This window comes from Streptomyces sp. NPDC044719, assembly GCF_056433405.1.
The window spans coordinates 368,132-394,328 of the sequence record NZ_JBWKHE010000007.1 but is presented as its reverse complement, the minus strand read 5'-3'; the positions used below and the strand labels follow the sequence as shown (position 1 = coordinate 394,328).

At 70.6% G+C, this 26,197-nt stretch carries 23 protein-coding genes and 2 pseudogenes; 10 read left to right on the top strand and 15 right to left on the bottom strand.

All coding sequences use genetic code 11. The annotated features are described in order from the left end of the window. Positions 1-47 precede the first annotated feature (47 nt). Positions 48-1,169: a hypothetical protein gene (locus AC07DF_RS28485; protein ID WP_478977328.1), complete on the top strand. Its 1,122-nt coding sequence runs from the start codon at positions 48-50 to the stop codon at positions 1,167-1,169. Between the two features lie 73 nt (positions 1,170-1,242). Here AC07DF_RS28485 and AC07DF_RS28480 read toward each other — a convergent pair. Next, a pseudogene (locus AC07DF_RS28480) lies at positions 1,243-1,551 on the bottom strand (tyrosine-type recombinase/integrase); the annotation flags it as partial. A 1,138-nt stretch (positions 1,552-2,689) separates the two neighbouring features. On the opposite strand from AC07DF_RS28480, the gene AC07DF_RS28475 reads away from it, so the two are divergent. Further along, a complete protein-coding gene (locus AC07DF_RS28475; RefSeq protein WP_478977325.1) occupies positions 2,690-2,950 on the top strand; it encodes an Imm32 family immunity protein in 261 nt (86 codons plus the stop codon). Positions 2,951-3,148: 198 nt separating this feature from the next. Here AC07DF_RS28475 and AC07DF_RS28470 read toward each other — a convergent pair whose 3' ends face one another. Continuing rightward, entirely contained in the window at positions 3,149-3,619 is a 471-nt protein-coding gene (locus AC07DF_RS28470; protein WP_478977322.1) for a hypothetical protein, read from the bottom strand. A gap of 33 nt (positions 3,620-3,652) precedes the next feature. Here AC07DF_RS28470 and AC07DF_RS28465 point away from each other — a divergent pair. Further along, positions 3,653-3,862 (top strand): annotated as a pseudogene (locus AC07DF_RS28465) (hypothetical protein); the annotation flags it as partial. A gap of 148 nt (positions 3,863-4,010) precedes the next feature. Here the strand turns inward: AC07DF_RS28465 and AC07DF_RS28460 are convergent. The 4 genes from AC07DF_RS28460 to AC07DF_RS28445 all read right to left on the bottom strand — a co-directional run bounded on the left by AC07DF_RS28460 (position 4,011) and on the right by AC07DF_RS28445 (position 8,680). Continuing rightward, a complete protein-coding gene (locus tag AC07DF_RS28460; RefSeq protein ID WP_478977937.1) occupies positions 4,011-4,280 on the bottom strand; it encodes a VOC family protein in 270 nt (89 codons plus the stop codon). A 388-nt stretch (positions 4,281-4,668) separates the two neighbouring features. Beyond that, the gene (locus AC07DF_RS28455) at positions 4,669-5,046 is read right to left on the bottom strand and encodes a hypothetical protein (RefSeq protein WP_478977319.1); all 378 of its coding nucleotides are present in this window, start codon (positions 5,044-5,046) and stop codon (positions 4,669-4,671) included. Between the two features lie 116 nt (positions 5,047-5,162). Further along, complete coding sequence (locus AC07DF_RS28450) at positions 5,163-6,878, bottom strand: ABC transporter ATP-binding protein (RefSeq protein ID WP_478977316.1); 1,716 nt, start codon at positions 6,876-6,878, stop codon at positions 5,163-5,165. Then, positions 6,875-8,680 (bottom strand): ABC transporter ATP-binding protein, encoded by a 1,806-nt coding sequence (locus AC07DF_RS28445; RefSeq protein ID WP_478977313.1) that lies wholly within the window; start codon positions 8,678-8,680, stop codon positions 6,875-6,877. Before AC07DF_RS28445 ends, AC07DF_RS28450 begins: the two co-directional genes overlap by 4 nt. Positions 8,681-8,794: 114 nt before the next feature. Here AC07DF_RS28445 and AC07DF_RS28440 point away from each other — a divergent pair, with 114 nt between their 5' ends. Next, positions 8,795-9,745, top strand: coding sequence for a helix-turn-helix domain-containing protein (locus AC07DF_RS28440; RefSeq protein WP_478977310.1), 951 nt, complete (start codon positions 8,795-8,797; stop codon positions 9,743-9,745). A 33-nt stretch (positions 9,746-9,778) separates the two neighbouring features. Here the strand turns inward: AC07DF_RS28440 and AC07DF_RS28435 are convergent, their stop codons facing one another. The 3 genes from AC07DF_RS28435 to AC07DF_RS28425 form a co-directional block, all read right to left on the bottom strand. Further along, positions 9,779-11,242, bottom strand: coding sequence for an amino acid permease (locus tag AC07DF_RS28435; RefSeq protein ID WP_478977307.1), 1,464 nt, complete (start codon positions 11,240-11,242; stop codon positions 9,779-9,781). 333 nt (positions 11,243-11,575) lie between these two features. After that, entirely contained in the window at positions 11,576-13,204 is a 1,629-nt protein-coding gene (locus AC07DF_RS28430) for a helix-turn-helix domain-containing protein (RefSeq protein WP_478977304.1), read from the bottom strand. Between the two features lie 122 nt (positions 13,205-13,326). Beyond that, positions 13,327-14,034 (bottom strand): alpha/beta fold hydrolase, encoded by a 708-nt coding sequence (locus tag AC07DF_RS28425; protein ID WP_478977301.1) that lies wholly within the window; start codon positions 14,032-14,034, stop codon positions 13,327-13,329. Between the two features lie 125 nt (positions 14,035-14,159). Here AC07DF_RS28425 and AC07DF_RS28420 point away from each other — a divergent pair, with 125 nt between their 5' ends. Then, positions 14,160-14,726 (top strand): TetR/AcrR family transcriptional regulator, encoded by a 567-nt coding sequence (locus tag AC07DF_RS28420; RefSeq protein WP_478977299.1) that lies wholly within the window; start codon positions 14,160-14,162, stop codon positions 14,724-14,726. 122 nt (positions 14,727-14,848) lie between these two features. Here AC07DF_RS28420 and AC07DF_RS28415 read toward each other — a convergent pair whose 3' ends face one another. From AC07DF_RS28415 to AC07DF_RS28400, 4 genes are all read right to left on the bottom strand, one after another. Next, positions 14,849-15,175 carry an amphi-Trp domain-containing protein gene (locus AC07DF_RS28415; RefSeq protein WP_478977296.1) on the bottom strand — a complete coding sequence of 109 codons (327 nt, stop codon included), beginning with the start codon at positions 15,173-15,175 and terminating at the stop codon, positions 14,849-14,851. 77 nt (positions 15,176-15,252) lie between these two features. Continuing rightward, a complete protein-coding gene (locus AC07DF_RS28410) occupies positions 15,253-16,143 on the bottom strand; it encodes a YybH family protein (RefSeq protein WP_478977293.1) in 891 nt (296 codons plus the stop codon). 125 nt (positions 16,144-16,268) lie between these two features. Beyond that, on the bottom strand, positions 16,269-16,787 hold the full coding sequence (locus tag AC07DF_RS28405; protein WP_478977291.1) for a hypothetical protein: 519 nt from the start codon (positions 16,785-16,787) through the stop codon (positions 16,269-16,271). Positions 16,788-16,829: 42 nt separating this feature from the next. Beyond that, on the bottom strand, positions 16,830-17,546 hold the full coding sequence (locus AC07DF_RS28400) for a TetR/AcrR family transcriptional regulator C-terminal domain-containing protein (protein ID WP_478977289.1): 717 nt from the start codon (positions 17,544-17,546) through the stop codon (positions 16,830-16,832). A 96-nt stretch (positions 17,547-17,642) separates the two neighbouring features. Here AC07DF_RS28400 and AC07DF_RS28395 point away from each other — a divergent pair, with 96 nt between their 5' ends. Then, positions 17,643-19,406 carry a CocE/NonD family hydrolase gene (locus AC07DF_RS28395; RefSeq protein ID WP_478977288.1) on the top strand — a complete coding sequence of 588 codons (1,764 nt, stop codon included), beginning with the start codon at positions 17,643-17,645 and terminating at the stop codon, positions 19,404-19,406. A gap of 53 nt (positions 19,407-19,459) precedes the next feature. Next, positions 19,460-20,086, top strand: coding sequence for a LysE family translocator (locus AC07DF_RS28390; RefSeq protein ID WP_478977285.1), 627 nt, complete (start codon positions 19,460-19,462; stop codon positions 20,084-20,086). Positions 20,087-20,102: 16 nt separating this feature from the next. On the opposite strand, the gene AC07DF_RS28385 is transcribed toward AC07DF_RS28390, so the two are convergent. Beyond that, positions 20,103-21,254 carry a M20 metallopeptidase family protein gene (locus AC07DF_RS28385; RefSeq protein ID WP_478977934.1) on the bottom strand — a complete coding sequence of 384 codons (1,152 nt, stop codon included), beginning with the start codon at positions 21,252-21,254 and terminating at the stop codon, positions 20,103-20,105. Positions 21,255-21,629: 375 nt separating this feature from the next. Between AC07DF_RS28385 and AC07DF_RS28380 the strand changes: the two genes are divergently transcribed. Next, entirely contained in the window at positions 21,630-22,328 is a 699-nt protein-coding gene (locus tag AC07DF_RS28380) for a Crp/Fnr family transcriptional regulator (protein ID WP_478977282.1), read from the top strand. Between the two features lie 85 nt (positions 22,329-22,413). On the opposite strand, the gene AC07DF_RS28375 is transcribed toward AC07DF_RS28380, so the two are convergent. Further along, positions 22,414-22,938, bottom strand: coding sequence for a Pycsar system effector family protein (locus AC07DF_RS28375; RefSeq protein ID WP_478977279.1), 525 nt, complete (start codon positions 22,936-22,938; stop codon positions 22,414-22,416). Between the two features lie 331 nt (positions 22,939-23,269). Between AC07DF_RS28375 and AC07DF_RS28370 the strand changes: the two genes are divergently transcribed. Next, positions 23,270-24,055 carry a hypothetical protein gene (locus tag AC07DF_RS28370; RefSeq protein WP_478977276.1) on the top strand — a complete coding sequence of 262 codons (786 nt, stop codon included), beginning with the start codon at positions 23,270-23,272 and terminating at the stop codon, positions 24,053-24,055. Positions 24,056-24,073: 18 nt separating this feature from the next. Further along, entirely contained in the window at positions 24,074-26,197 is a 2,124-nt protein-coding gene (locus tag AC07DF_RS28365) for a hypothetical protein (protein WP_478977273.1), read from the top strand.

Here is a 26,197-nt window from a genome sequence, read left to right as displayed (position 1 = left end):
TGTGGGCACTTGCGAACGCGGGGGCAGCCGACGAGAAGGGTCCAGGCATGCCGGTGTCGTCGCAGGTCGTAACGGTCGTGGCTCTCCTCGCGGACCCGGACGCGCCGACGGAGATCGGGCAGCGCATGGCCCGGGCACTTCCTGATCGGCTCGCCGACAAGTCAGGCCAGGGGCGACGATTCGACGTCGAGGTGATCAGTGAGCCCTTCACCGCAGGGACCGAAGACCCGCCCACCTTGATGCGCCGGATCATGGACCGCGCAAGTGCGGAGAACTGGGACATCGTCGTGGCCCTCACCGACCTTCCGCTGCACTCACACAAGCGCAAGCTCGTTGTGGATCTGAGTCACGAACACGGCTTGGCGCTGCTGTCCCTTCCTGCGCTGGGGGGCTGGCGGCTGCAGACAAAGGCCCGGCGGGCCGTGGAAGAAGCCGTGCTCAGTTTGGCGGGCCCGCGGGCCACTGGGGCTGAGGGAGCTCCGCGAGGTCAGCCGCTGCTGGGGTCCTTCGTCGGTCGTCTCGCGCCTGTCCATCCGGGCCCGGTCGATGAGGAGGAGACCGCCGATCTGCGGTACGTCGCGAGCGGGCCGCGCGGTTACCTCAGGGTGCTTGTCGGGATGGTCCGCGCCAACCGGCCGTGGCGGTTGGTGCCGGGTCTGTCCAAGGCCCTGGCGGCCGCACTCGCCACGGGAGCCATCGCCACCGTGAACTCCACCGTCTGGAGCCTGGCCTCGTCCCTGAGCGCGCCACGCCTCGTGATCGCCATGGTCGGGTCTGTCGCGCTCATGATCGGCTGGCTGATCGTGGACGCGAACCTGTGGCATCGAACAGCAGATGTCTCGCCGGAGGCGAGGAAGAGGGCGGCTCTCTACAACGCCTCGACCGTCGTCACCGTGGGTATCGGGGTGCTCGTCTGCTACGTGGGTTTGATGGTCATCAACTTGCTGTGGGCCCTGTTCATCCTCAACGACCGAGTTTTCGCCTCCGTGACACGAACCCCGCTTCAGGCCACGGAGTACTGGACGCTGTCCTGGTTCGTCGCTTCGATCGCCACGGTGGGCGGCGCACTGGGATCGGGCTTGGAGAGCGACGAGGCGGTCCGGGCAGCCGCCTACTCCAAGCGCGAACAGGAACGTCGCAGCGTGCTGCAGGACGGCCACGGTGACTAGGCAGTTTTGTCGCTGCTCGTGTGGACCGCATGCAAGGTCCACACGAGCGTTGCAACGTCCCCGGGTGTTCTCCCTACGCAGCGGGCGAGCGGCGCTTGAGTAGCCGGTCCATGTGACTGATCGCTTCCCGCTGGGTGTCGTGTACGACGTGTGTGCATACGTCCATCGTGATGCTGATCTGGCTGTGCCCGAGGATCTCCATGATGACGCGCGGCGCGACACCGGCCGCCGTCAGCAGCGTGGCGCAGCCGTGGCGGGCATCGTGCAGTCGAACCGCCCGCAGCCCGGCATCAGCAGCCACCCGCGTGAACGACCGGTAGACGTTCCGGGGCTCTACAGGCCGACCGTTACGCGTGGCGAACACGTAACCCTTCTCTGACCACGCGACGTGCTTTACCGGGCAGGTCAACAAACTGCCCGACGCGCCGAAAGCTTTCGAGGCCATGATCACTCGCCCCAAAGGGGCTCCCGGTCAAACCCGCTCCGTCGAGCACGTGGCTGGCCAACAGGTCAGGTCGCGTGATGGCCGAGCCTGGAGGGAAGGATGCACCTGCACGACCAACGGTCGCTTACAAACCCGACTGGTTCCTTACCGGCAGCGCTCACATTTGGGGACTCTCATGATCGAGTTAGGCATCCTGTTCGGCGGGCTGGTGGCGACAGCGCTGGCTTTGATCTTTGTACTCCTGCGACGGAACAACAGCAGGACCGAGAACGCCGACGGACTCCTCATCGAGCAAGCACGGCGGATACAGGCACAGAACGATCGAGCGACCTACGGAACTGGGGCAGTGAACGGCTACCTGCCAACTGTGCACGACCCTTACCGTCGCTAGTTGCAGACAGGCCGCGAGGCGAGGCGCTCACTGCTCGCGTGAGCACCCGCCTGGGCCCGGTGCCGGTGTGTCAAAGGCCCGGCCCTACGACTGACAGTGCGGCAGAGGGCACACGTGCCTCCTGCGTGCCCGATCAGGAAGCAACCGGCGGGGAGCGACGGGGAACCTCAGACAGCGCCTCGAAAACGCCCAGGTCAACGTCTCGCCACATCAGGCACCCATCCGCATGCGCGATCTTCCAGACAGGTGCTCCAGTCGAGGCCGGCCACGCTTGACTTGCGACTTTACGACCGCTCGTTTGCTCGCTCTGACTGTTCGACCTCAGGCACCTTCTGCGCCATCCCTCGGCCATCGCCTCCTCTGCTCTCCCGTCCCTACGCCATGCGTACCCAGAAGTCCGGTGGCACACGAGTGGGGGGCATTTCCGCGAGGCCGAGCCCTTCTGGAATTCCGTCAGCGTCGGCGTGCCCGGCGGCTCCACCCAGCGGCCAAGGTGCCATCACGTGGAGGCGGGACCAGAGCCGGGTACAGCCCACGATCAAGCCGCCCATGAACGCAGATGAACACCCGCGTACGCGAGCCCCGAGGCCACCACCACAGTTGAAAGCGGGCGCCCTCAACGCCTGATGGTCCTTGAGTACGCGATGCTTTGGTATGGCCCCTGAACCTAGCGATGCTCCGTCGATGACGACTCACGTAAGCGCGGTGACCGACGGCACCACCAGAACCTTCACGTGGGAGGAGGGCGCGCGCATCGAGGTCCGCAACCTAGGTGGAGAGATCGTCATTGAGGCCAACGCCGCCGGGCTTAAGACCCTGGCCGACCACCTCCTCACACTGGCCCAGGACGGCACACCTGATGGCGCTCATCTCCATCTGGAGGAGAGCCATGGACTCGAAGCGGGCTCTGTGAGCCTGGTCTTGGAGAGGTGCGAGGATGAATGACTCGTGCCAGAAGCGTGCCAGATCGGGCGGGGAACCACGGGGAACAGAGGGGAACGCACTGAACCGCCCACCAGGCGTCTGTGTGCCTCCACCGCAAGCCAGGTCCGGAACAAGCCCAGAGCCCCTTAGCTTCCCAAGCTGATGCTCACCAGCCGGCCGCCTGCCCAGGACTGTTCCGGCTATTTGATCTTTCGTGCCTCACCCAGGACGACCAGCTGGACACCAGGCGTCTGTCACCGAAGTTTCGTGACGCTCGTGTGGGATGACGACGACTTGGTACTCATCCTCATAGATGATCTTTCCGGGGTCGGAAGAATCGACGCGTCGGCATTCGACTCCATGTGCGGCTAGCAGTTCCAGGTATCCGTCCACCCGCGTGATGAGTTCCAGGGACGAGGACTTGAACCAGGCGACGGCACCAGGGTGTGTTTCGTGGTCATAGACGAGGGGATCGACGTCTGAGGGGTTGGGATAGTTGGTGTCGTACCAGTCGTTGTTGGCTCGCCAAAACCGGTACTGCTCTGTGCTGAGCTTGCCCGCGCGTGCTAGTCGGTTGGCCAGACCGAACACGCCGGGGAAGGCGCCCTGTTCGTTGCGGACCGTTCCTTGGAACCTCACGTACGACACGTCCGTCACTGGAGTCCCTTCCCTGCGGTCGGTCTCGGGCAAGAGGCTGATCGTACTGGCGTGACAGCGAAGCCCATGGATGGCAGTACAGCAGCGAAGTACAGCAACCTCAGCAACCAGCCGCGTTCAGTAGCGCCCTCGTCGGGCCGGCGGTGGCCGGACGGCGGTGCTGGTGTGCGCCCCTCGCGCCCCTCGCTGATCGCCTCCGTCATCGCCGAGCTGGAAGGGGCGGACCTCGCGCGTGCAGCCTCTCTGGCGGTGTGGCACGACTCGCAGGAGACCCGCGCGAACCGGCCCGCTATCCGGCCCATGGCCACCTTGAACGCCTCCCGCCAATGCGCGGGATCTATGCTGTGGCCCGCGGCCACCGTCTCTTCGTCAGTCCACACAACTCACATGATCAACGGTGGCCGCGCCCCTGCGGCGTCCCGTGTCAGTGCCGGACGAGACAGAACGGGTGTCCTGCCGGATCCCCGAAGATGCGCCAACTCCGCTGTCCATCACCCGTGTCGAGCAGTGTGGCACCCCGCTTGAGGACGTCTTCCTGCGCTTGTTCCAGGTCCTTGACCTCCAGGTCGAGGTGGAACTGCTGAGGGTGCGCGGAGTCCGGCCACCGCGGCGTGAGGTGGAACAGCCCACCCGAACCGGTGCCCCTGTCAAAGCGGCCGCCCGACTGAGCAGCGTCTCTGATTGGGCACAGCATCACTTGAGTTAGGACATCGGCGCAAGGACCAAGCGGCCAAGGCCTCACGCCGGGAACGCGCGAGGCGGTACACATGGGCGTGCCAGTGGTCGCGATGCCGTATTTCAACCAGGCGCAGGGTGCGCAACCGGCAGTAGCGCGGTTGATCGCCGTCCTGCGCGAACAGGGCGTTCTGCTCCTCGACGGCCCGGACGGGTACGAGCCGCACCCTCCGAAGCGAGGGAACCCACAGGCGTATCCCTCGGGTAGGGGGCTTGCCGGGGTTCGGCTGGGCGATAGCGGTCACGGCCAGGACCATCAGCGCGGCACTGGACACCGCGGCATGGACGAGGCCGAGAGCTCACCGACGGGCCATCAGCGTCCCTGATGGCCCGTCACGAGAGTTGTATTAGTGATCGTTGAGGAACTGGAAGTGGTAGGAGCCCGAATTGTCCGAGGGCTCATGCGAGACGATGACGTCGAATTTGCTGTTTTCCGCGAGGTTGTACTTGCCGCCGTCCGAGGCACCCCGGTAGCTGCACTTACCGTCGTTCTTCGTGTCGGTGAGGCTGTACACGAGATCGCCGCTGTAGTAGTCGAAGACGTTCACCCACGCCTTCTTGCCGTCGCTCTTGGTGTCACAGACCCTGAGGCGGTCGCCGTGCTCCTCGATGTAGGCCGCCGCGTGCTTGCCCCTGTCGTACAGCGGTCCGTGGTCCCAGTCCACCGCCTGCGCCGAGCCCGGCACCATGGCCACCGCGACAGCACCCATGGCCAGTGCGGACATTCCGCCCTGAACTATTCGCTTGATGCGCAATTCGATCCCCGTAGTGTTATGTGAGTAGCAGTCAGAGTCGTATGAGGCTAGCAGTGGGTGTCGGTCCCCGGCTGCCGCGTGCGGGCTCAGCTCCGCGCCGCCCCCGCTAGGGACAGTTCCCAGTACGCGGCGTACCGGCCGGCGCGTCGTAGCAGCTCCTCGTGGGTGCCCTGTTCGATCACCCGCCCGGCGTCCAGGAAGGCGACGCGGTCGGCTCGGCGCACGGTTGCCAGGCGGTGGGCCACCTGCAGCACGGTCCGGCCCGCCGTCAGCTGCTCGATGCCGGCGTGTACGGCCGCCTCGTTCACCGGGTCCAGGGCCGAAGTGATCTCGTCGAGCAGCACGATCGGGGCGTCCTTGAGCAGCGCGCGGGCGATGGAGACTCGCTGCCGCTCGCCGCCCGAGAGCAGCGCCCCGCCCTCGCCCACGTCCGCCGACCAGCCGCCGGGCAGCCGCTCGATCACCTCGTCGAGACGGGCCGCGGCGGCCGCGGCCCGTAGCTCGGCGTCGGTGGCGTCCGGGCGGCCGAGGCGCACGTTCTCCTCGATCGTGCCGTCGAAGAGGTAGACGTCCTGGAAGACGATGGCGATCCGCGCCATCAGTGCCGCAGAGTCCATCTCCCGTACGTCCACGCCGCCGATCCGCACCGCGCCCGCGTCGACGTCGTAGAAGCGGGCGAGCAGCTGCAGCAGCGTCGTCTTGCCCGCGCCCGACGGGCCGACGACGGCGAGCCGCCGGCCCTCGGGTACGGACAGCGTCACGCCGTCGGCGACCGTGCGGTCTCCATGCCGGAAGGTGACCTCGTCGAACTCGATGTCGTGGCAGGACGGTTCGCGCGGTGCGCGGGGCTCCGGCAGCGGCTTGGTGTTCAGGACGTCGTCGAGGCGGGTCAGTTCGGCGCGGGCGGCGCGGATGCCGCCGCTCATCTCGGCTAGGGACAGCAGCGGGTCGGCGCAGCGGGCGGCGAGCACCAGGACTGCGAGTACATCGGCCGTGCTGATGTCCCCGCCGAGGGCCATGTACGCGCCGAGTGCGAGCAGCGCGGTGAAGGCCGCCTGCACGGTGACCGCGAGGCCCAGCACACCTGGCAGCGCCGTAAGGGTGGAGCGGCGGGAGGCGCGGCTCAGTTCCTTCAGGGAGTCGTCCAGCAGACCGAATCGCTCGCCGGTGCGGCCGCCGGCTCGCAGCACCGGCTGGGCCTGGAGGTACTCGATGACACGGCCGGTGGCCGCACGCTCGCGTTCCACGCGCACCGCGTCGGTCACCGTCGTCGCGCGGGCCGTACGCAGCTGGACCGCGGCCACCAACGGTACGGCGGCCAGGCCGGCGAGCCCCAGCTGCCAGTTGAAGGCGAGTATCACGGCGACGATCGTCAGCGGCGTCACACAGGCGGAGATGAACGGCGCCAGCAGGTGCGCGATCACGCTCATCGCCTGCAACACGCCTTGACTGGCGAGGACGGACACCTCGCCGGTGCGGCCGGGTCGGTACCAGCCGATGGGCAACCGGGCGAGGTGTGTGCCGAGGCGCTCGTACATGCCGTGCAGCAGTGTGGTGCCCACGCGGAAACCGGAGCGGTCGCTGACGTACCGCAGCACCGCGGACACCGCGACCGCCGCGCCGAAGGCGGCCAGCCAGGGCCGGGCGTCCTCGGGTGTGCTGCCGAAGAGTGCGCGCAGTACGGGCACCATCAGGGCGTAGGACAGTCCCTCGGCGAGGGCGGTCGCCGTCATCAAGGTGATGGTGCGGCGCACCGGCCCGGCGTACTCGTGGCCGAGCACACGCAGCAGGGCGCTGATCATCGGGCCTCTTCCCCTTCCACGGCAGCGACACCGGCACCGGCACCGGCACCGGCACCGGCGTGGATCTTCCAGAATTCGGCGAACGCGCCGTTCCGCGCGAGGAGTTCCGTGGTCGTGCCCCGCTCCACGATCTCGCCGTCGCGCAGCATCACGACGGTGTCGGCGTCGGCGATCGTCTCCAGACGGTGGGCGATGACCAGCGTCGTCCGCTTCTCCCGGGTCTGCGCCAGCGCCTCACGCACCGCCCGCTCGGTCTGCGGGTCGGCGAAGGCTGTGGCCTCGTCGAGGACCAGGACGGGGGCGTCCGCGAGCAGGGCGCGGGCGATCGAGACGCGCTGTGCCTCGCCGCCGGAGAGGCGGGCGTCCTCGCCGATCACCGAGTCGTAGCCGCGGGGCAGTTCGAGGATGCGGTCGTGGATGCTCGCCCGGCGGGCGGCGCGGACCACGGCGTCGCGATCGGCGTGCGGGACGGCGAGGGCGATGTTGTCCGCAACCGAGGCGCGCAGCAGCCGGACGTCCTGGAAGACGAAGGACACCCGCCGGTACAGCTCCTGGCTGCCCACCTCGCGCAGGTCGACGCCGCCGAGGAGCACGGAGCCGTGCGTCGGGTCGTAGAACCGTGGCAGCAGTTGCACCAGCGTGGACTTGCCGCTGCCGGACGGCCCGACCACGGCGGTGATCGTCCCCGGCTCCAGCACCAGGTCGATCCCGCGCAGCACCTCGCGCCCGGCCCCGGCACCGTCGTACCCGAAGCGGACGTCCCGCAGCTCCACACGGTGTCCATCGGGTACCACCGGCCGTACGGGCTCGGGCAGCGACGGCTCGGCGAGTACGTCCCGGATGCGGCCGACGGCTCGCCGCGCGGCCTGCAGGTCGTCGAAGCCGTGCCCGAGCGCGGCCACGGGCGCGGTCAGACCGAGGCCGAGGAGCAGGAACGGCAGCAGATCCGCCGGGGCGAGCCCGCCCCCGGTGATCCGGTACGCGCCGCCGGCCAGCACCGCCAGCAGCACGAACGGCGGCGACAGCGCCACCTGCATCCCGGCGGCCACCCCGGAGAGACCGCGCACCATCCGGTAGAAGCTCCGGGTGAAGTCATCCACCGCTGTACGGAACTTGCCGTGCGCCCGTTCCGACCCGCCGAACGCCTTCACCACCGCGATGCCCTGCACGAACTCGACCACCGACGCCGAGATCCGCCCCATCGCGGCGTCGAACTCCTTCTGCTCGCGCAGCCGCGTGGGGGTCATCATCAGCGGCACCAGCGCGATGGCCAGCAGCACGGGGATCAGCGTGATCAGCGTCATCCGCCAGTCCACGGTGAGGAGGTAGCCGAGCGAGACCAGCGGCACCACGAAGGCGGAGACCAGCTCGCCCGGCGTGTGGGCGATGAGCGGGTGCACGGCGCTGACGTCCTCGCCCACCAGCTTCGCCAGCTCCCCGTTGCGCCGCCGCGCAAGCCAGCCGATCGGCACCCGCCCGAGCCGCGCGGCGAGTTGCCGGCGCAGTGACAGCTGCACCCGGGTGTCGAGGAGGTGTCCGACGCCGGACGAGGCGGCGGTGAACAGCAGCCGTACGAGGAGCCCGGCCGCGCCCGCGATCACGACGCCGCGCACGTGCCCGTCGTCGGCCGGTCCCGGCGCCAGCAGCGTACGGCCGAGCTCGACGACCGCGAGCAGCGGCGCCAGGCCGGCGACGGCGCCGATGACCTGGAGGACGATGACGACGGCGAAGCCGCCCGCGTACGGGCGCAACAGTCGGGCCGCGCCCGGTGGTGGCGGCGCGGTGGTTCCGGTGGAAGTCATGCGCTCACCTTCACCGCGGCTGCGGCCCGGTGGCTTGGAGAAATGTTCCGCCCAGACGTTCCGTCCAGATGTTCCGTCCGGATGTTCCGTCCGGGCGGGCCGTAGCATGGACGCATGTCAACTGCCGTGCGCCGGCGCGTCGCTGTCCCCGTGTGGGAGGTCACGCGCCCGGCCCGGCCGAGCCGCGTACCCGGTGTCGTCCTGGCAGGGCTGCGCGACCGCGGACCGGCTCCGGTCGACCACCGGCTCGACCCGCACCCCGTGCTGACGCTGGCGCTGGCCTGCGGCGAGGCGGCGCTCGGCATCGACGAGCCGACGGGGCGGCGGCATCGCGGCAGCCTCGTCACGGGACTCGGGTTCGGCGTCGGCGGTGCGGCGCGGGTGCGAGCCGCGAACGTGGAGTGGATGCAGGTGCGCCTGTCCCCCGCCATCGCGCGCGCCGTGCTGGGCGTGGGTCCTGCTGAGCTGGAGAGCTCAGTGGTGGCCCTGGACGACCTGTGGGGAGAGCGGCGGGCATCCCGGCTGCGCGAGCGGCTGGCCGGGACCGCCTCGTGGGAGGAACGCTTCGCGCTCGTCGAAGCGTTCCTCGCCCGGCTGTCCCCCGCGGGGCCCGCGATCGAGCCGGAGCTGGCCTGGGCCTGGGACCGTATCGTCGCCGGGCACGGCCAGGTGAGGGTCGAGGAGCTGGCCGACGAGCTGGGCTGGAGCCGTAAGCGCCTGTGGTCCCGCTTCCACGCGCAGCTCGGAATGCCGCCCAAGCGCGCCGTGAAGCTCGTCCGCTTCGACTGGGCCGCCACCCGCCTGGCCGGGGGCCAGGAGGCGGCCAGGGTCGCGGCCGACTGTGGCTACGCCGACCAGTCGCATCTGCACCGGGACGTCGTGGCGTTCACCGGCGTGACCCCCGCGACCGTGGCCGACGGGTCGCTCATCGCGGAGGCCGACATGGCGTGGGTGGATCACGTGCCGCGCCTCTCGGCACGATGGGGCAATGCCCCGGCCTCCCGTTTCGACGGGCACAACCGCCCCTCCTCAGTCCCACTTCCGGTCGACCGGAAGCCGGACTGAGGAGGGGCAAGCCAAGCGCAGCGTCCGCCGCTGCTACTGAGGCGCGACCGCGTCCTTGGCGTTCACCGGGCGCCTCCGCTCCCGGACCAGCGCGATCGCGATCACCAGGGCGGCCACGAGCAGGGAGAGCAGTACCTGGCTGCGTCCGCCGCCCTCCTTGCCGTCGGTGAGCATGTAGAGGAGCACGAACGCGATCATCGCGATCGTCACCCACGTCAGATACGGGAACAGCCACATCCGGACGACGAGCTTCTCCGGGTTCTCGCGCAGGATGATCCCCCGCATCCGCAGCTGCGAGAAGCAGATGACCAGCCACACGAAGAGCGCGACCGCACCCGAGGAGTTCAGCAGGAACTGGAACACCGTGTCGGGCCACAGGTAGTTGAAGGCGACCGCCACGAAGCCGAAGGCCACGGAGGCCAGGATCGCGGGCTGCGGGACACCTCGCGCGTTCGTCCGTACGAAGGACCGCGGGGCGTCGCCGCGCTGCCCGAGGGAGAAGGCCATACGGGAGGCGGTGTAGAGGCCGGAGTTGAGACAGGACAGCACGGCGGTCAGCACGATGAAGTTCATGATCTCGCCGGCGTGCGGGATGCCGATCGAGTCCAGGGCCGCGACGTACGACCCCTTCTTCTCGATCGCGGGGTCGTTCCACGGCAGCAGGGCGACCACGACGAGGATGGAGCCGATGTAGAAGACGCCGACCCGCCAGATCACGCTCCGGGTGGCCTTCGCGACCGCCCGCCGTGCGTCCGGGGACTCGGCGGCGGCGAGGGTGACGATCTCGCTCCCCATGAAGGAGAAGACGACCAGCAGGATGCCGGTGAGGATCGCTCCGGAGCCGTTCGGCAGGAAGCCGCCGTGTTCGGTGAGGTTGCCGAAGCCCGTGGCGGCGTGGTCGGTGCCGGGAAGCACACCGAAGATCGCCAGGACGCCCAGGAGGATGAAGCCCGCGATGGCGACGACCTTGATGCCGGCGAACCAGAACTCGAACTCGCCGAAGGAACCGACCGAGATCAGGTTGGTGGCGGTGAGGACCACCATCACGATCAGCGCCCAGGCCCACTGCGGCACGGCCGGCACCCATCCTTCCAGGATCACGGCACCCGCCGTCGCCTCCACGGCGAGCACGACGACCCAGAAGAACCAGTACAGCCAGCCGATCGAGAACCCGGCCCAGCGGCCCAGCGCCCGGTCCGCGTAAGCGGAGAAGGAGCCGGAGGTCGGGTAGGCCGCGGCCATCTCGCCGAGCATCCGCATCACGAACACGACCAGGGCCGCGACCAGCGCGTACGACAGCAGGATGCCGGGCCCCGCGGCGGCGATACCGGAGGCGGAGCCCACGAAGAGGCCCGCGCCGATCACACCGCCGATGGCGATCATGGACAGATGGCGGTTCTTGAGACCGGCCTTCAGGCCTGCCTGCTCCGGGGACGACTGACCGTCCGCAGGTGGGGCGGTGTCAGGGGCCGGAGCATCTGGGGGACGTGTGGTCATGTCGACATCCATCCGTTGAGGGGTTGGGAAGCCGTGGGGGGAGCGGCTGCCGTGGTTGCTGGGGCAGCAGGCCGGTACAGCAGGGGGAGGGGTCGGCCTTGAGGGATCCGAAAGCGTTCAGGGTGCGCGCGCGGTATCCGGATGCCGTGCAGGTGAGGGGGTCGTCACCGCACGTCCGCGCTGCGCTCCGCCTCCTCATGAGAGGCGGGCCGTTTCACTTCCGGGAGGAGATTTGCGTCAGCGTATGAGGCGTCGTGGGGCGGCAGGCTTGTCCAGTAGAACGAATTCGTCGTCGATGGCTGTACGCCCCGCCAATGCGGAGGGGAAGCGGGATCAGCTTCCGGGCGGCAGCCGCAACTGGAGCATGGCGAGCAGACGCTGGTCAGGACGGCTCAGGTCGAGGCCGGTCAGCTCCTCGGCCCGGCGCAGGCGGTAGCGCAGCGTGTTGGGGTGCACATGCAGCTGGGCGGCGGCCGCCCTTACGTCACCGAAGGAATTCAGGTAGGCCAGAAGGGTCTCCGCCAGGCGGCCCTGGTGCCGGCTGTCGTGGGCGACGAGGGCGGTCAGCCGTGGATCCCGTATCTCGGGATGGCCGGAAAGCAGCGTCAGCACCTCACTGACCAGTACTTCCGACTGGATGTCCGGCAACGCGGCGACCGTGGTGGGTACGTCGGCTCCCAGCATGGCGTCGAGGATGCGGTCGGCCTCCCGGCGCGACTCCGTGACCTCGCCGAGCGTGGACACCACACAACCGACCGAGCCACGCAGCGGCAGGCCCAGGTGCCGGCGTACGGCGTCGGTGATCTCCTGACCCCAGCCGCGCAGCGTGTCTATGTCGATGCTGCGCGGCAACTGGGGCAGGAGCACGTAGATGCGGGGATCGACCTGCGCGACCAGCGCGCTGCGATGCCGGGCGGCTATGTGCACGGAGACCAGGTTGGTGACTTCCGCATGGGTCAGCTCCGCCGCGGCGACGACCTCCGCGGTTCCGTACGAGAAGCCCAGGACGGCGGCCGGGCGGGTCGCGTCGAATCCCAGGTGGGTGGCCAGCGGCTGTGGCCCGGTGTTCCCCTCCAGCAGTCCGGCCAGCAGGGTCCGGGTGAACGTCAGGTCCTCGGAGAGCTCCCGGCGGCGGCGCACCAGATGGAGCGCGGCGACCCGGGCGGCACCCAGCAGTGCCTGGCCCGAGCGTTCGGCCAGCGGAGTCGGGCCCTCCTGCACCCAGATGGTCCCCAGCTGCCGGTCCCCGGACCGGATGGCCACCGCGAGCCGACGGCGGATCCCCAGCTCGGGGTGACTGTCGATACTGATCACCTCGTCGCTGGAGTGCAGGTGCTGGAACACACCCCACTCGCGCAGCTTCGCCAGATACGCCTCCGGTCCCTGCCAGCCGAGGATGGACCGCCGCCGCAGGTCGTCGATCTCGTCGGAGTCGGTGGAGCGCGAGTACGCCAGCACCCGGTTGGCGGTGTCCTCGATGCTGACGATGCCGCTGGTGAGGATGGCGGTGGTCTGGGCGAGCGAGAACAGGTCGCTCTCCTCGGCTTCGCCGAGGTGGCCCGGGGGCGCGTCGTCGAGGGCGGCGCGGGCCAACGCGTTCACCTGTTCCCAGCGTGCTTCTCCGCGCAACGAGAGCAGGGCGACCCCGGCCTCGGTGGCGGTCTCGCTGAGGGCCGCGGCCTGGCCGGGACCATCCAGTTTGACCACGACGCCGGCGGCTCCGTCGCGCCCGGCGGCCCGCAGCGCGGGATAGGCGGCTCGGCCACGAGCGCCGATCACGAGCACCAGCTCGCCCGGCCGGCTGGCCGGCGGCTCCTCGGGATCGAGCAGGGCCACGCCACGGATCTCGACGTCCAGTCCGGCGGGAGCGGCCTGCACCTCCACCAGCGAATCGCCCAGAGCCATCAGCAACTCGCGCAGGCTGATGCCGGCGGGAAGCGGAGTCACCGCGGCCGGATCCATGATCGTCGCCTTTACATCGTCGCCTTCACTGGGAGGCACGCCGGAGCCTTGATGCTATCTGTCCGGTGACAGGCACCGCCCTGGAGCATTCGTGGGCCATGGCCGTGGCTCTCGCCGGCCGTTCAGCGAGTGGCCTTGGCCGCCTCGATGATGAGGTCGGCCACCGCGTCGGGCTGCGAGATGGACACCGCGTGGGACGCCTCCACGCGTACGACGTGCGATCCGGCGCGCTCGGCCATGAACTCCTGTGCCCGGGCGGGGATCGCGTTGTCCTGGGTGGCGACCACGGCCCAGGAGGGCAGGGTGCGCCAGGCCGGGGTGCCGGAGAGTTCGGCGGTGAGAGCCTGCACGCGTACCGAGCGCTGGGTGACCGCGAGGACGTCGGTGGTCTCCGCGGGCAGGTCGCCGGCGATGACGTCCTGGTAGTGCTCGGGCAGGATGCGCAGCTCGGGTTCGCCGTCGTACTCGGTGGCGATGGTGGTGTCCGGGCCCATCTTGGCGCCGGGGAAGCGGGAGGCGTTCTCCAGCGCGCTCTCGCCCTCGTCGGGCTGGAAGGCGGCCACGTAGACCAGGGCCTCGACGTTCGACGCCTCGCGGGCCGCGCGGGTGATGATCGCGCCGGCGTAGGAGTGGCCGACCAGGACGACCGGGCCGTCGACGCTCTCGGTGACGGTGGCGGCGTATCGCGCGTCGGACTCCAGGCCGCGCAGCGGGTTCGAGACGGCGAGGGTGGTGTAGCCCTGCCCCTGGAGCTTGGCGATGACGCCCTTCCACATGCCGGAGTCACCGAAGGCGCCGTGGACGAGAACGATGGTGGGAGTGGTGCTCATGAGTTCCGTACCTCTCAGGGAGAATGATCGGTCTTTCTGCAAGAAAGACTAGTCGTTCTCCCTGAGGGGGACAACGTGACGAGGGCGACCATCCAGAACGACTGGTCTTTCTCTACGATGGGTGTATGACGACCGCCTCGGAGCTCCACCCCAAGGACCGGCTGCTGCGCACCGCGTCCCGCCTGTTCTACGCGGAGGGCATCCACGCAGTCGGTGTCGAACGGCTCATCACCGAGGCCCAGGTCACGCGCGCCACCTTCTACCGGCACTACCCCAGCAAGGACGACCTGGTCTCCGCTTACCTCACGACGACCGCCGAGGGGATCCGGGACGCTGTCGGCCGCGCGCGCGACGGCAAATCGCCGCGCGAGGCCCTCCGCGCGGTGATGGCCGTCCTCGGCGACGCGACCCTCGAAGACGGCTTCCGCGGCTGCCAGTTCCTCAATGCCGCCGCCGAATACCCGGACCGCACCCACCCGGTACGCGCGGTCATCGACGACCAGCGCACGTGGCTGTTCAACGTGCTGCGCGACCTCTCGGCCGACATGGGCCACCCCGCGCCCGACCACGCCGCGCGCGTACTCGTCCTGCTGCACGACGGTGCGTTCCAGGCCGCGGAACTCGACGACCCGAGGGTCATCCGCGAAACACTGCGCCGAGCCGTCGACGAGGTGTTCCCCGCGGAGGTCTGACCGAGACGCCGACGCTGGTTACCGAACCGGCACCCTCACGCGACGGCGGTGCCGCGGCCACCGCGATCGCCATCCGCTACGGAGACTCGTCCCTGCGGCAGTAGGTCTCACCTTCCGTCGGCTCAGGGCTTCTTCGTCGCCGACCGCTTCGCGTTCCTGGGCTTGCTCGTACTCGGGCTCGGGCTCTTCCGAGCGGCCTTGGTGGGGGGCTCCTTCCGCTTCGGAGTGGTCGGCCATTTGAGTTCGATTTCCAGCTCGATCTCCCCATTGTCGATCTCGACCTCCACCTCGCTGCGGAGGTCGTCGGGGATCCTCAGGCTCAGCGTTCCGGTGCCGAGTTCCAGTTCGGTGTCGCCGCCTTCCCTCAGCGCGGCCGCGAGTGCCGTGAGCTGGTCGGCCGCCTCCAGCCGTGACAGCGAGCGCTTCTGCTCAAACTTGAGATCTGCCATGCGGGTCTCCGATCCGGCACGAATAGCTGGATAACGCCCATTTTGGCGCCATGTGCGGGATCGGACCTCCTGGGCGGTCACTCGGCGACGCGGTCGGCATGACGGTGGGCCACCCTCCACTCGCCGTCCTCGCGGCGGTACACCTGGGTGGCCCGCAGTGTGTAGGTGCGCGGCTCTCCATTGACGGAGGCGGAGGTGTGTTCGAGGCCGACCGTGTAGGCCATGTCGCCCGAGACGTCGTACGTCTGCAGTTCGAAGGCGTACGACGTGCAGTCGGAGAAGCTCTCCCCGAGGGTGGTGAAGAGCTTGTCGAGGGCCTGCTGGCCGTGGGCGTCGCGCCACGCCCCCATGACGCTCACGGGCTCGTCGCGTGACCAGAGTGCCCGGCGAGGGGCCGAGTCGCCGTTGTGCAGCGCGCGCTCCGCCTCGTACAGGGCGGTCCTGACCCACGCCAGGAAGTCGTCGCGGTCGGTCATGCCTTCATCATGCGCCCGCTGATCGGGGGCGCCCACTCGGCGGCGCTTCCCGTACGCGGCGGTCAGTACGGCCAGCATCGGACCCCAGAGGACCAGGACCTGGGTGACGAGGGTCAGGGCGGTACCAAGCGTGAGGATCGTGGCGGCGGTGGCTGACGTGACGACCGTCGCCCTCGCCGGCACCCTACGGCCCTTGAGGAGGGGCAGCCGGCGCGGGAACACCTCGCCCCAGCGGGCGATCAGCCCGATCGCCGTGAACGCGAGCGCTTCGGACAGGATCGACAGGAAGACGATGTACGCCTGCTCGCCGGGGCCGATTCCGTCGTCGAGCACGGCCGGCAGACGCCAGATGCTGGAGGGCAGCACGGCCAACGGCACGGCACAGGCGAGTAGTTGAAGCCGCCGCGACACTCCGTCGGTCGGCCTGTGGGCCGCCTGCCACGCGGCGCGGAGTCGCTCGGGCGGGTCGCGGCTGGTGGCCTGCCGGGTCATGTCACGAGAGTCGCAGCCGCGGGGCCGCCGAGGATCGGCCCACGGGGCAACTCGCCTCCGCCGTACGGGGGATGGAGCATGCTCCGGGGGGCGTCGGGGTTCCGGAGCTCCCCTGAGGCCGCTACCTAGAACGTTCCGCCGAGGCTCCTCGGGGCACGGGGCTCTGGGACGTTCTGTACGTTCACGGGCTCCACATCAGGCGCCCCGAAGCATGCGGTGATGCGCGCGCGGAGGGTTTCGACCGTCTTCTGCCTGGCGGCAACCACGTGGTGGACCAACCCACTGGCCAGCGGGCCGACACAGGAAAAGTCACTGCTGATGATGCAGGCGAGGATGCCGCCCAGGCTGTCGTGCGGCACTCCGCACGCGACCAGCTGCTTGTACGCATAGCCGATCTCGCTGTCGTCGACCCGGGCGATTTCACCCCGCCGCAGAGCGGGTTTGACCTTCCCCTGCGGGGTGGCCAGGTTCTTCCCCTCCTCTTTGGGCCAGCCGATGCCGGCTTGCAGAGCGCCGAGTGCGTTAGTCAGGTCCTGCATGTTCTGAGCACGCGGCGGCGCTCCACTCTGTACCTTCCGGGCGGCACCCAGCAGGTTGGCGGCGAGCCTGTCAATGTCCGTGGTATTGCCACCGAAATCGGTCACGGTGATCGCCAGAGGGCATGGTGGGCTCGCCGGCCCGCGGGGTCAGTCCGTGCCGAGGCCGTCGATCAGGCGGTTGAGGAAGCGAGTGAACGTGGCCTCGGAGGTCAGGGGGCGGGTGGGGGCCGAGAGGGCTTCGGCGAGTTCCGGGTGGTGGCCGTCCGCGGCGACGATCGCGAGGTAGCGGGCCTCGGCCGCGGCCCGGTCGGGGGAGCCGGCGGCTGCCGCCTGGGTGAGTTCGTGGGTGACGTGTCCGGCGACGAAGGCCGTGAGCTGGGCGAAGATCTCCAGCTTGGCCGCGCCGTCCAGGCCCGTGGGGCGCAGGGCGGCGAGGGCGTGTTCCAGGAAGGCCAGGGTGTTGGGGCCGAGGCTGCGGCGGGTGGACAGGGCGGTGGGCAGCCAGGGGTGGCGCAGCATGTTGGCGCGCTGGAGGTGGGCGATCGTCTTCACGTCGGTGCGCCAGTCGCCGCTGAGGTCGGCCGAGGCGGGCAGTTCGCCGACGACGTGGTCGATCATCAGGTCCAGCAGCGTGTCCTTGTCGGGGGCGTAGCTGTAGAGCGACATGACCCCGGCGCCGACCTGTGCGGCGACGCGCCGCATGGTGACCGCTTCCAGGCCCTCCGCGTCCGCCAGGGCCACCGCGGCCGCCGTGATCGCCTCCCGGCTGAAGGCGGGCTTGCGGCCCCTGCGGGGCTGACCGGGGCTCAGCCACAGCTGTTGCGGGTCGTGGCCCGGGGTACCGGAACCGTCCTCACGCGTCACGGTCGCCTACTCCTGTTCACCGAGGGCCGCTGTCGTCGTATCCAAGCATCCTCTATTCTCGTACAACGTACGGAAAATCGAGGAGGGGAACCGCCCATGGCCGCACGCACCCACGACCCCGCCGCAAGGCCGGCCTGGACGCCGTCCGCCCGGAAGCCGCCGCTGTCCTCGCGGATGATGAGGGCGATCTGGCGCGGGCTGCCGGAGAAGCGGTACGACATCGGGTGGGAGCCGGGGCTGGAGGTGCCGGCCGACGACGGCAGTCCGCTGGTCACGGACCACTACTTCCCCCGTACCGACACGGGCGGCGACTTTCCCACCCTGCTGGTGCGCTCGCCGTACGGCAGGGGGCTGCCCTGGTCCCCGCAGTACGGGATGCTCTTCGCCGAGCAGGGCTTCCATGTGATCCTGCAGAGCTGCCGCGGCACCGGCGGCTCGGGCGGTGCGTTCGATCTGTGGCGCAACGAGGCCGCCGACGGCCGGGCCACCGTGGCCTGGCTGCGCGAACAGCCCTGGTTCAACGGGACGCTGGGGACCATCGGCCCCAGCTACCTGGGGTACGTGCAGTGGGCTCTCGCCCTGGAGCCGCCGCCGGAGCTGAAGGCGATGGTGGTGCAGGTCGGGCTGCACGACCCGTACGCCCTGTTCTACGCGGACGGTGCCCTGCGGCTGGAGAACGCCCTGCTCGTGGGCCTGGGCATGACGTACCAGCACCAGGGGATCATGCCCGTCGCCAAGGCGACGCTGCGGCTGCAGCGCCGTATGCGCGACATCGTCACGGCACGGCCGCCGCGCGGGGCGTACGCCTCCGCTCTCGGGGACGTGCCGTGGCTGGACGACGTGATGACGCACCCGGACGCCGGGGACACCTACTGGGACGGCGCCTCCCTGGCGCGGGCGGCCGAGGGGCTGAGCGTCCCCACGAGTCTGGTCACCGGGTGGCACGACGCCCTGGCCGACCAGACCTTCGAGCAGTACGCCCGGCTGCGTGCGGCCGGATGCGACACCGCCCTGCTGGTCGGTCCCTGGACGCACACCTCCGCGATGCAGCAGGGCTGGCCCGAGGTCTTCGCCGAGAGCCTCGCGTGGCTGCGTGCGCACCTGTGCGGCGATCCCTCCGGGCTGCGTCCCACGCGGGTGCGCGTGCACGTCGGCGGCGAGGACGTATGGCGGGACCTCGACGACTGGCCGTCGGCCCCGGCCGCCCCCGTCACCACCTCCCTCACCTCTCCCGTCACCACCTCTCTCCCCTCCCCCGTCACCACCTCATGGGTTCCCGCGGCGGACGGGCGTCTCGACGAGCGCGCTCCTACGGCTCCCGGTGACGGCGCGGAGCCCCCGCCCCTCGCGTCCCTCCACTACGACCCGGCCGACCCCACGCCGTCCCTCGGCGGTCCGCTGCTGTCCCGGACGGCCGGTGCCCGGGACAACAGTGCTCTGGAGGGGCGGGAGGACGTCCTGACGTTCACCAGCCCACCCCTGGCCGAGGCCGTGGACGTCCTCGGTGCGGTCTCCGCGCGGCTGACCGTCTCCACGGACACCGGGTACGCCGATGTCTTCAGCCGCCTGTGCGATGTGGACGCGCGGGGCCGCTCCACCAACGTCTGTGACGGGCTGGCCCAGGTGGAGACGGTGAGGGAAGGGCCCTCACAGGTCACCGTGCCGATGAGCTCCACCGCGTACCGTTTCCCGGCCGGGCACCGGATCCGCTGGCAGATCAGCGGGGGTGCGCATCCGCGGTACGCGCGCAACCCGGGAACCGGCAAGTCGGGGGTGGAGGCCGTCGACTTCACGGCGATACGCATCACGCTCCACGATGGCTCCGTGCTGGAGCTGCCCGACGGCTCCCGGACCGTGTGACGCCGGGCGGCCCCCGGATCGGCCGTTCGTATGCGGGTGCGAGGATGGCGGACATGTTCGTACAGCTGCTCGCGGCGGTCGGCGTGCTCGCCGTCCTGACGATGGTTCCCGGGCCGGACATGGCGGTCGTGACGAAGCGGGCGGTGGCCTGCGGCTGGCGGGACGGTCTGCGGACGGTCGGCGGTATCACGGCCGGACTGCTCGTCTGGGGCGTGCTCACGGTGGTCGGGCTGGCGGCCGTCCTGGCGGCGTCCGCCACGGCCTACACCGTCGTCAAGCTGGTCGGGGCCGCGTACCTCGTCGTCCTCGGGGTCCAGTCGCTGCTCGGCAGCCGGAAGAAGCGGGCGGGTGGACAAGGGGGAGCGACACCGGCGGCGGCACCGGCGGGGAATCCCTGGCGGACGGGGTTGGTCAGCAACGTCTTCAACCCCAAGATCGCCGTCTTCTACACCGGCCTGCTGCCGACGCTCGCTCCCACCGGTCTGTCGCCCCACGCCGGTATGGCACTTCTGGTGCTGCTGCACGCGGGGCTCACCGTCGTCTGGCTCAGCGGCTATGTGGCGCTGCTGTCCAAGGCCCGTGTCTTCTTCGAGCGGCCCGCCGTGCGCCGGGCCATGGACCGGGTGACCGGAGTCGTCCTCATCGGCTTCGGGGTCAAGGTGGCGGCGACGCAGCCCTGACGGTCGGGAGCGGATCTCAACGGGTCCGCTCCGCGATCCACCCCGCCATCGCCCGTACCCCGATGCCGATGGCCCGCTCGTCCGGGGCGAAGTCGGGGAAGTGCGGGTAGCTGGTGGTGACGGGGGCGCCGGGGGTGCGTACGCCGAGGAAGGTGTAGGTGCCGGGGACGCGGTCCAGGTAGAGGGCGTAGTCCTCGCCGCTGAAGGGCGGGAACGCGGCGTGGAGTGTGGTGACCGAGTCGCGGCTCAGTCGGCGGCGCAGGTGGTGGGCCAGGGCGCGGGCGTCGGGTTCCGGGCAGAGCAGGGCGGGGAACGGCTCGGCGGGGAAGCGGACTTCGGTACCGGGGTAGGGCTCGGCCAGTCGGCGGATGTTCTCGCGTACCTCCGTGTACCGCTCCTCCGGCCAGCAGCGGTAGGACACGCTCACGTCGGCCTCCTGCGCCGAGGCCCGCAGGGCCACGAAGCGCGCCAGCGGACCGTCGGGGGTCTGGGCGTCGGTGACCATCCGCTCGATGTCCGCGGGTGACTGCGGGGGCGTCACCGTGGCGAGCGCGCTGATCTCGGCGGCCAGTCGCCGCGCGGCGTCCGGTGCGTCCGGGCCCTGGAGAGTCACCACCGCCTTGTCCTGCCCCGGCATCCCGTAGCCCGGGGTCACCGCGAACCGGCCTACGGGGAAGGGCCCGCAGTGCAGCGCGTGGATCTCCTCGACGCGGGTGCGCTCCAGCACGCCGGCCTCGAGCATGGCGCGGGCTCCGGACAGGCTCTCCTCGGCAGGCTGGAAGAGGAACACCACCGTGCCGCTCAGGTGCCGCCGCAGCCGCGCCAGGACCCTCGCGACGCCGAGGGCCACGGTCGTGTGGATGTCGTGCCCGCAGAGGTGGGCCGCGGCCAGGCCGCCCCCGACGATGTCCTTGGGCGGCACCGCGTCCATGTCCGCCCGGTACGCGACCGTCCGGCCGGGACGCGCGCCGCGCAGGACGCCGACCACGCCGTGCCCGCCCACTCCGGTGGTGACGGCCAGTCCGGCGGCTCGCAGCTCCCGGGCGACCACGCCGGCGGTACGACGCTCCTCCCCCGGCAGCTCGGGATGCCGGTGGATGTCCCGCCTGAGCCGGATCAACCCGTCCTCCAGGCGAGCCACCTCGGCGTCCACCGGTCCTTGCCCCAACGGTCCGCCGCGCCCGCCGGCGGCGGCCGTCCCCGCGGTACCCCACACCGTTCCCGTGCCGGCTGCCGCGGCCATACCGGTCAGCAGCGTACGTCGTGCGAGTGTGTTCTTCGTCGGACGCTTCACTTTCCGTTCCCCCTGCGTGATCGTCGAGTGGTCGCCCCCCGCGAGCGGGCGACCCGTCCGTACACGATCACCGCATGGGCATGCCGCCGCCCATCCGGCAGGCCACCGTTCGTGGGTGGGGAATACCCGTGAGTACGCCACCTACGGGCACCCGCAGCGGGCAGGATTCATATGACTCGTGGTTTCGAGCGACACGTGGTTTCAGGCGACTCGTGGTGTCGCGTGACCGACCGGCCGGGGGAGCCTGCCATGCCGTACAGCTCCGCGGAGTGGCCCGCGCGCAGTCTGCTGGGGGCCGTACCGCCGGAAGCGCGCGGTGAGTTGCTCGAGCTGGGCGTGCCGGCGCGGTTCGAGGCCGGGAAGGTGCTGCTGAGCGAGGGCGCCCGGGACCGGCATGTACTGGTGCTGCTGTCCGGCTTCGCCAAGGTGACCGCACGGGTGGAGAACGGCGAGGAGTCGCTTCTCGCGGTTCGAGTCGGCGGGGACAGTGTCGGCGAGATGGCCGCGTTCGACGGTGCCCCGCGATCGGCGACCGTGACGGCGTGCGGCCCGCTCACCGCACGGCTGGTGCAACCGGGCCCGCTGCACGCCCTGTTGTTACGCCGTCCGGAGGTGCATCTGGCGCTGACCGGGATCATCGCCCAACGGCTGCGCTGGGCCAACCGCAGGCGTCTCGACTTCAAGGGTTACCCGGCGAAGGTACGGCTGGCCCGGCTCCTGGTGGAACTCGCCACCTCCTACGGTCGTCCTGGCGAGGGCGGCATGGTGCTCGGCTGCCGGCTGACCCAGCCCGAGCTGGCCGCGCTCACCGGGGCCGCCGAAACCACGGTCCACAAGGGGCTGCGCGAGCTGCGCCGGGACGGGCTGCTGGAGACGGGGTACGGGTCCACCGTCATCCGCGACCTGGAACGGCTCAGGGAGATCGGGGACCTCGCCCCCGAAGACTGACCCAACCTCACTCCGAGGCCTGACCGGACCTCACTCCGAGGCCTGACCGGACCCACTCCCAAGACGTACCGCCGGGCCGCGCACGTCAGTTCAGCACCGGCCGCAGGACGACCAGCAGGCCCGCGCTCACCCCCATCACCGCCGTACAACCCACCGCCGCCGTCACGCACCGGTACTTGCGCACCGCCACCTGGGACAGGAACCGGATCGTCTGGGACAACTCCTCGCGCTCCCGCTCCGGGTCGCCCTCGGCCGAGTCGCGGGCGGGCAGGATGTCGGGCCCCGAGGCGAGGTGGACGAAGCTGTAGCGGTTGGCACCGGCGGGGCGCAGCACCCGGGGGCGCAGGGTGGCGGCCAGGAAGCCCGCGCCGCCGAACATCGCGCAGAGGAACAGGGCGAGCAGGATGGCGGCGAGTATGCCCGCCGGGCCGCCCGCGGACGCGGAGCGCAGGGCTGGAGGGGACCAGTAGCCGGCCGTGCCGACGAGGGCGGCCTGGGCGGCGGCGAGGATCCCGGCCTTGGTGTCGGCGTGCTGGTGGGTGGTCTGCAGGGCGGTGAACATGAACTGCGCGGGACGGCTGTCGGGGCGGGCACCGGTGGACGACGGCATGCTGCTCCTTCTGGGGCCGGTGGGCTGTTCCATGCCTCCAGTACGCCCCGGAACCGGCCACGCAACCTGGGATTTCTGCGGGATTGCGGACGTCGATCGGCCACCGACCGCACCAACTTCCCGAACCCGTCCGTAACGTGCGGCTACCGCTGTATGTTTCCGCACCTTTCCGCATCCCGTATTTCGACGGGGTTCGCGGCGGACGGCGCGTGTAGGACTGGCCTACCGGCGTCCGCGCGAGGGGAGCGGACGCCGGTGTCTGCCGGAGTGCGCCCCCGTCCGGATCCGATCCCGGGGTGCGGCTCCACATCAGTGAGCGGGGAGTTCAGGCATGGGAACGTTCGGTCGCAGACTGCTGCTGGCGGTCGACGCGAAGGGATACGGCGGCGTCGACGTGGTGACGCAGCGCGAGTGGCAGGAGGCGATCCGGCGGTTGCTCGAGGAGGCGGCCGGCGCGGCCGGGCTCGACTGGGAGCAGTGGGCGACACAGGTCGGCGGGGACTCGGTGTTCGCGGTCCTGCCGAAAGGGGCGTCGGAGCCGGATCTCGTGGACCCCTTCATGCGCCAGATGGAGGCCGGTCTGCGCACCTTCAACCGCAACCGGCGCGACGAGGCAAGGCTGCGGCTGCGGGCCGCCGTGCACTTCGGGACCGCCTCACCCGCGGCCAACGGCTTCGAGGGCCGCGCCCCGGTCGAGATCGGCCGGATGCTGGACAGCCGCGTGCTGAAGGCGGCGCTCGCCGCGGCGCCGGCCGCTCAGCTGGCGCTCGCGGTCTCCGCGACGGTCTTCAACGACGTGATCGGCGAGGCGTACACGACGATCCAGCCGCAGGAGTTCCGCGAGGTGCGTATCGCGGAGAAGGAGTACGCGGGGCGGGCGTGGATCCGGGTCCCGGGGTACGACGTGACGTCCCTGGACCTCGGGGAGACGGAGCAACCCGGCGCGGGAAGCAGCGCAGGGGGCGAGGGAAACACAGGGGGCGCGGGGAACGCAGAGGGCGCGAAAGCGGTCGGCGCGCGCCCCCTGAGCGCTCCAACTGCTCCTGGCGACACGGTAGTTCAGGTCATCACCGGAACCGTCAGTGCCCAGGGTGCCGTCTTCGGGATCTCCAAGTGACCTGAGTGACGGCCGAGGATGAACGAGGAACACGAGGAACACAGCGAGCAGCGCGTCCAGGACACACCGGAGGCGCACCACGCGGACGAACCGCAGCCCCAGAACCAGACCCAGAACCAGGCCCAGCAGGACGCGCCCGAGGAGACGGGCCCACCGGCCCCGGCCGGCCCCGCCCCCTCCTCGGAGCAGGTCCATCACAACAACGTCAACCAGTACTTCTACGGCGAACTCGACGCCTCCGGGGCCCAGTTCGGCATCGGCACGGCCGGCTCCGACAACGCCCGGCGCCGCGCCGTGGGCCGTCTCGACGCGGGCGAGGCGGACGCGATCCTCGCGCCCTACGTCAAGCCCGCCTGCTTCGAGGAGGCCGTGCTCGCCCTCGAACAGGACGGGGTGGTGGTCCTGGTCGCGCCTCCGGGAAACGGCAAGCGGTCCGGGGCCGTGGCGCTCGTCGACGCCCTCGCGGAGGGGTCGGAGTACGTCGTGCTCTCCCCCGGCCGCAGCCTCGACGACCTCGCGAGCGGGAAGGTCGCCTTCGAGAAGGGCGTCGGCTACGTCCTGCTCGACCGGATGAGCGAGGACAGCTCCCAGACGGCGGACTTCGACTGGCGGCGGGTGCGCGACACCGTCCGCGAGCACGACGCCCACCTGGTCGTCACCACCGTACGCCCGGTCGAGAGCGGGGTCGTCGAGTCCGTACGGCACGTGCCCTGGCGGCTTCCGGACCTCACCGCCGTACTGCGCGTGCGGCTGGTGCGGGCCGGGTGTGCGCAGGACGCCGTGGAGCGGGCCGTGTCGCTGATGCCCGGCGGGTGCCGGATCGCCGAGGTCGCGGTGGCCGCCGAGCGGATCGCGGGCGGCGCGGCGCCGGACGAGGTCTGGCGGGACTACGGCAGCAGCGCGGCACAGCCCGTGCGCGACTGGTTCGACCAGGACCGTACGCCGCAGGAGTGGGCCGAGGTCACCACGCTGGCCTTCGTCAACGGCGCCGGCTACCGCGACTTCGAGACCTGCCAGGAGCGGCTGGAGGGCTGGGTGGCCCCGGCGTTCCCGGAGCCCGTCACCCAGGAGGAGCAGGCCGAGGCGGCCCGGCGTGCCGTCGACCGCCGGCTGTCGCTGTCCCGCAACGAGCTGATCGCCGCGGAGCAGCGGAAGAACGGCGCGCTCACCCGCACCGCGCTGGTCTTCCCCCACCCCCAGTACCGGCAGTGGGCGCTGGAGGAGCTGTGGACCAAGCGCTCCACGCCGTACTGGAACGGCGTACGGGACTGGCTCACCGAACTCGTCGCCGCCCAGCCGGGGCTCGGGCTCCAGCTGTCCGTCGCGCAGGGGCTCGCGCTGCTCACCCGGCCCGCCTTCGACGAGGTCGCCGACAACTACCTGCATCCCTGGGCGGGCGGCGCGGCCGGTCCCGCCGGGCAGTCGACGGCCGTGCTGGTGCTGCAGTGCATGTGCCTGGACGAGAGCCTCGCCGCCACCGCGCTGGGCGTGGCCCGCGGCTGGGCCCGCTCCTACGACCCGGTGCTGCGGTCGACGGCGGCGGCGGCGTTCAGCGGGGCGCTCGGCGTGCGCTTCCCCACGGACGCGGTGACCAACCTGCTCCGGATGGTCCGCGGCGGCGTCCGGTCCGTGGACGCGGCGTTCGCGCTGGCCGGTCTGGTCGCGGTGCTCGCGGAGTGCGGGCAGGACACGGGCGCGGTGTTCCGGCCGCTCGCGTACCGGCTGCGGGCCCAGCGCGAGACGCTGACCGGGCACCCCAAGGAGAACGTCCTGGGTGCCACGCTGACCGTCCTGCGGGCCCGTGACGCGCGGACCGGGCGGCTGGTGTGCGCGTCGCTGATGGAGCGGGACGACCGGCAGACCGCCACCATCGGCGAGCTGTGGGCGGGCGTACTGGACAACCTGCCGCGCCGGGGGCGGGCCCTGGCGGCCCTGAACGCCACCCTCCGCGAGCTGCCGGCCGTGTCGGAACAGCCCGAGCGGGTGGCCGAACGGTTCGGCAGGGCCCTGGGCGAGGTCCTGCCCCCGGACGACGGCCCGCCGCTGGCCACGGCCCTGCGGCGGGTCGCCGCCCGCGCCGACGAGGCGGCCGCCGCCCTCGTCGAGACCTTCCTTACCGCTGTACTGAGCACGGAGGACTGA